We start from the raw sequence: 5,084 nt of genomic DNA, 5'->3' as shown, positions 1-5,084 counted from the left end.
GGGCTTCCCAGTCAATTACCGAGTGATGAACAGTAGATGAGATAAGCTACGTTCGTTTGCGAGAGATGACAGGGTGGACTATTTCAGAATAGCAACTGTGGGCCTTCGGGCCCGCATTCCTATGACGGAGAGTTTGATCCTGGCTCAGAACGAACGCTGGCGGCGCGTTTTAAGCATGCAAGTCGAGCGGCAAGGGCCTTCGGGCCCCTAGAGCGGCGGACGGGTGAGTAACACGTGGACAATCTGCCCCCCGGTCCGGGATAGCCCAGGGAAACCTGGATCAATACCGGATGCGAGCGCGAGCACAGAGGTGCTTGCGGGGAAAGGCGCTTCGGCGTCGCCGGGGGATGAGTCCGCGGCCCATTAGCTAGACGGCGGGGTAAAGGCCCACCGTGGCGACGATGGGTAGCCGGCCTGAGAGGGTGATCGGCCACATTGGAACTGAGACACGGTCCAGACTCCTACGGGAGGCAGCAGCTAAGAATCTTCCGCAATGGGCGAAAGCCTGACGGAGCGACGCCGCGTGAACGATGAAGGCCGTGAGGTTGTAAAGTTCTTTTCGGGAGGAGGAATAAGTGCGGCAGGCAATGGCCGCATGATGACGTGAATCCCGGAATAAGCCCCGGCTAACTACGTGCCAGCAGCCGCGGTAACACGTAGGGGGCGAGCGTTGTTCGGAATCATTGGGCGTAAAGGGCGTGCAGGCGGCCCTGCAAGTCCGGCGTGAAATGCCCCGGCTCAACCGGGGAGACGCGCTGGAAACTGCAGGGCTAGAGTACAGGAGGGGATGTCGGAATTCCAGGTGTAGGGGTGAAATCTGTAGATATCTGGAGGAACACCAATGGCGAAGGCAGACATCTGGCCATGTACTGACGCTGAGACGCGAAGGTGCGGGGAGCAAACAGGTTTAGATACCCTGGTAGTCCGCACAGTAAACGATGTTCACCAGGTGGCGGGGGGTCGACCCTCGGTACCGGAGCTAACGCATTAAGTGAACCGCCTGGGGAGTATGCTCGCAAGGGTGAAACTCAAAGGAATTGACGGGGGCCCGCACAAGCGGTGGAGCATGTGGTTTAATTCGATGATACGCGAGAAACCTTACCAGGGCTTGACATGTGCAGGAATGGTGCCGAAAGGCACAGGCCGCTTGCGGCCTGCACACAGGTGCTGCATGGCTGTCGTCAGCTCGTGCTGTGAAGTGTTGGGTTAAGTCCCGCAACGAGCGCAACCCCTGCTGTCTGTTGCCATCACGTGATGGTGGGCACTCAGACGGAACTGCCGGTGACAAACCGGAGGAAGGTGGGGACGACGTCAAGTCATCATGGCCCTTATGTCCTGGGCCACACACGTGCTACAATGGCCGGTACAGAGCGCAGCGAAGCCGCGAGGCCAAGCGAATCGCACAAAGCCGGTCTCAGTACGGATTGGAGTCTGCAACCCGACTCCATGAAGTTGGAATCGCTAGTAATCGCGCATCAGCATGGCGCGTTGAATACGTTCCCGGGCCTTGTACACACCGCCCGTCACACCATCCGAGTCGGGGGTACCCGAAGTCGCCAGCCCAACCCGCAAGGGGGGGCGGTTCCGAAGGTACGTCTGGCGAGGAGGGTGAAGTCGTAACAAGGTAGCCGTACCGGAAGGTGCGGCTGGATCACCTCCTTTCTACCAAGAAAGGGAGCCCGAGGCCCTCACAGCCTCAGGCACAAGGAAGGCCGTCGGCCAGCAGGTGCAAGTCCTGCAGACAATCGCCCCGAAGGGGTCGCAGATTCTGATTTTCCGTTCCCTTTGCCTTCCCTGAAGGCGCTTGCCCCGAGTCGGGGGCATAGCTCAGCTGGCTAGAGCATCGGCTTTGCAAGCCGAGGGTCAGGGGTTCGAATCCCCTTGCCTCCAGTTGTATTTTTTGGTTTTTGAAAGGATAAGCGTAGGGATTGGAAGAATGATATGGTCAAGTGAATAAGGGTCCACGGAGGATGCCTAGGAGCTGCCAGGCGAAGAAGGACGTGATTAGCTGCGACAAGCCGCGGGGAGGGGCCAATACCCAATGATCCGCGGATTTCCGAATGGGGTAACCCGAATGTCCTGATGACATTCGCATGCGCATGAATAAAATAGTGCGTCTGCGGTATACGCTGGGGAGTGAACCATCTGAGTACCAGCGGGAGTAGAAATCAAACGAGATTCCCCCAGTAGCGGCGAGCGAACGGGGAGGAGCCCAAACCGCGTGCCCTCGGGTGCGCGGGGTTGTAGGGGTGCGGCGGGGCTTGCCCGTCCAGTCAGAAAGCGCAACTGTAGCGGAACGGTCCTGGGAAGGCCGGCCAGAGCGGGTGAAAGCCCCGTACGCGAAACGGTTGCGCCTGGATGGCCGCATTTCCTGAGTACGGCGGGACACGAGAAATCCTGTCGGAATCTGGGGGGACCACCCTCCAAGGCTAAATACTCGGCAGCTACCGATAGCGCATAGTACCGTGAGGGAAAGGTGAAAAGGACCCCGGGAGGGGAGTGAAAGAGAACCTGAAACCGTGGACCTACAAGCGGTCAGAGCCTGCAAGTCGGGTGATGGCGTGCCTTTTGTAGAATGAGCCTGCGAGTTACCGTATGCAGCGAGGTTAAGGGATAGGAGTCCCGGAGCCGTAGGGAAACCGAGTCTGAACAGGGCGAGCAGTTGCGTGCGGTAGACCCGAAGCCAAGTGATCTAGCCATGGCCAGGCTGAAGCTGGAGTGAAATCCAGTGGAGGGCCGAACCTAAATCCGCTGAAAAGGGTTGGGATGAGCTGTGGCTCGGAGCGAAAGACTAAACAAACTTGGAGATAGCTGGTACTCTCCGAAATAGCTTTAGGGCTAGCGTCGCATGGACTGTCGCGGAGGTAGAGCACTGGATAGGTGAGGGCCCGTCACTGGGTACCGAGCTTAACCAAACTCCGAATACCGCGATACAATGTGCGGCAGTCAGACGGTGACTGATAAGGGCCATCGTCAAGAGGGAAACAGCCCGGACCGCCGGCTAAGGTCCCAAAGGCGTGCCAAGTGGGAAAGGAAGTATGATTGCCCAGACAGCCAGGAGGTTGGCTCAGAAGCAGCCACCCCTTCAAAGAGTGCGTAACAGCTCACTGGTCGAGTAGTCATGCGCCGATAATGTAACGGGGCTAAGCACGCCACCGAAGCCGCGGGCCAGCGTCCTAGAGACGCTGGCGGTAGGAGAGCATTCCGTGTACGGAAGAAGCGGGCGCGGAAGCGCTTGTGGACGGGACGGAAGAGAGAATGCAGGCATGAGTAACGAAAAGACGGGTGAGATCCCCGTCCGCCGAAAGCCTAAGGTTTCCAGGGTAAAGTCAATCTACCCAAGGGTTAGTCGGCCCCTAAGGCGAGGGCGAGAGCCGTAGTCGATGGGAAGCTGGTCAACATCCCAGCACCTCCCAGAGTCCCGATGGGACGACGCATAGGGCGAAACGCAGCCGGGCGACGGTAGTCCCGGCCGGAGCGGCGAGCTGATGAGGCCCCCAGGCAAATCCGGGGGCTGAGGCGAGCCGTGAGCGAGACCCGTTACGGCGGGTCGAAGTGCGCGTAGTCGTCGTGCCGAGAAATAGTCTCTAAGGAGCGTCTCTGGGGGACCGTACTATAAACCGACACAGGTGGGCGAGCTGAGAATGCAAAGGCGCACGGAAGAATTCGCGTTAAGGAACTCGGCAAAATGCATACGTAACTTCGGGATAAGTATGGCCCCCGCAAGGGGGTTGCAGTGAAATGGCCCATGCGACTGTTTACCAAAAACACAGGTCCATGCGAACCGGCAACGGGAAGTATATGGACTGACACCTGCCCGGTGCTGGAAGGTCAAGAGGAGTTGTCAGAGCGATCGAAGCAGCGAATCCAAGCCCCAGTAAACGGCGGCCGTAACTATAACGGTCCTAAGGTAGCGAAATTCCTTGTCGGGTAAGTTCCGACCCGCACGAATGGTGTAACGATATGGGCGCTGTCTCAACGCGAAATCCGGTGAAATTGAAGTCCAGGTGAAGATGCCTGGTACCCGTGGTTAGACGGAAAGACCCCGTGAACCTTTACTTCAGCTTGGCATGGAGACCTGGACAGGGATGTGTAGGATAGGTGGGAGGCAGTGATGCGTGGCCGTCAGGCTGCGCGGAGCCGCTGGTGAAATACCACCCTTCCCTCTCCAGTTCTCTAACCCCGACCGTGATCCGGTCTGGGGACAGTGCCAGGTGGGAAGTTTGACTGGGGCGGTCGCCTCCTAAAGAGTAACGGAGGCGCGCGATGGTCACCTTAGGATGGTTGGGAATCATCTCTCAAGTGTAAAGGCACAAGGTGGCTTGACTGCGAGGCAAACAAGCCGAGCAGGTACGAAAGTAGGTCTTAGTGATCTGGCGGTAGCGCGTGGAAGCGCCGTCACTTAACGGATAAAAGGTACTCCGGGGATAACAGGCTGATCTTGCCCAAGAGTTCATATCGACGGCAAGGTTTGGCACCTCGATGTCGGCTCATCGCATCCTGGGGCTGGAGCAGGTCCCAAGGGTTTGGCTGTTCGCCAATTAAAGCGGTACGCGAGCTGGGTTCAGAACGTCGTGAGACAGTTCGGTCCCTATCTGCCATGGGCGTTGGATGTTTGAGGGGTCCTGCTTCTAGTACGAGAGGACCGAAGTGGACGAACCTCTGGTGTACCGGTTGTCGTGCCAACGGCATCTGCCGGGTAGCTACGTTCGGAAGGGATAACCGCTGAAAGCATCTAAGCGGGAAGCCCTCCCCAAGATGAGACATCCCCCCCGCCTAGAGCGGGCATAAGGAAACAGGGACACTACCTGTTCGATAGGCCGGAGGTGCAAGCGCAGCAATGCGTTCAGCCGACCGGTACTAATCATCCGAGAGGCTTGACCATATCACTGTTCCGGTCCCGACACATGCGGACTGCCAAGACCGGGCGCACGAGAACCTCTCGCGCTCCCGGGTGTTGGCCGGCCCGGTGGCCACAGCAGGGCAGACACACCCGTTCCCATCCCGAACACGGAAGTTAAGCGCCCTCACGCCGATGGTACTACGGTTTTTCCGTGGGAGAGTAGGTAGCCGCCGGGCCTTTT

At 58.5% G+C, this 5,084-nt stretch carries 1 tRNA gene and 3 rRNA genes; all 4 read left to right on the top strand.

The window, feature by feature from the left end:
* Positions 1 to 121: 121 nt before the first annotated feature.
* The 4 genes from JEY82_RS19485 to rrf all read left to right on the top strand — a co-directional run bounded on the left by JEY82_RS19485 (position 122) and on the right by rrf (position 5,079).
* Positions 122 to 1,662: ribosomal RNA gene (locus JEY82_RS19485) — 16S ribosomal RNA — on the top strand.
* A 154-nt stretch (positions 1,663 to 1,816) separates the two neighbouring features.
* A tRNA-Ala gene (locus tag JEY82_RS19480) sits at positions 1,817 to 1,890 on the top strand.
* 53 nt (positions 1,891 to 1,943) lie between these two features.
* A 23S ribosomal RNA gene (locus tag JEY82_RS19475) occupies positions 1,944 to 4,885 on the top strand.
* Between the two features lie 80 nt (positions 4,886 to 4,965).
* Positions 4,966 to 5,079 (top strand): 5S ribosomal RNA (gene rrf / locus JEY82_RS19470).
* The 16S, 23S and 5S rRNA genes sit together here with 1 tRNA gene alongside, the layout of an rRNA operon.
* Positions 5,080 to 5,084 lie beyond the last annotated feature (5 nt).

Origin of the sequence: Maridesulfovibrio ferrireducens (assembly GCF_016342405.1) — a bacterium.
Taxonomy (GTDB): domain Bacteria; phylum Desulfobacterota; class Desulfovibrionia; order Desulfovibrionales; family Desulfovibrionaceae; genus Maridesulfovibrio; species Maridesulfovibrio ferrireducens_A.
The sequence above is the reverse complement of the archived record's forward strand: the minus strand, read 5'-3'. Positions and strand labels throughout refer to the sequence as shown.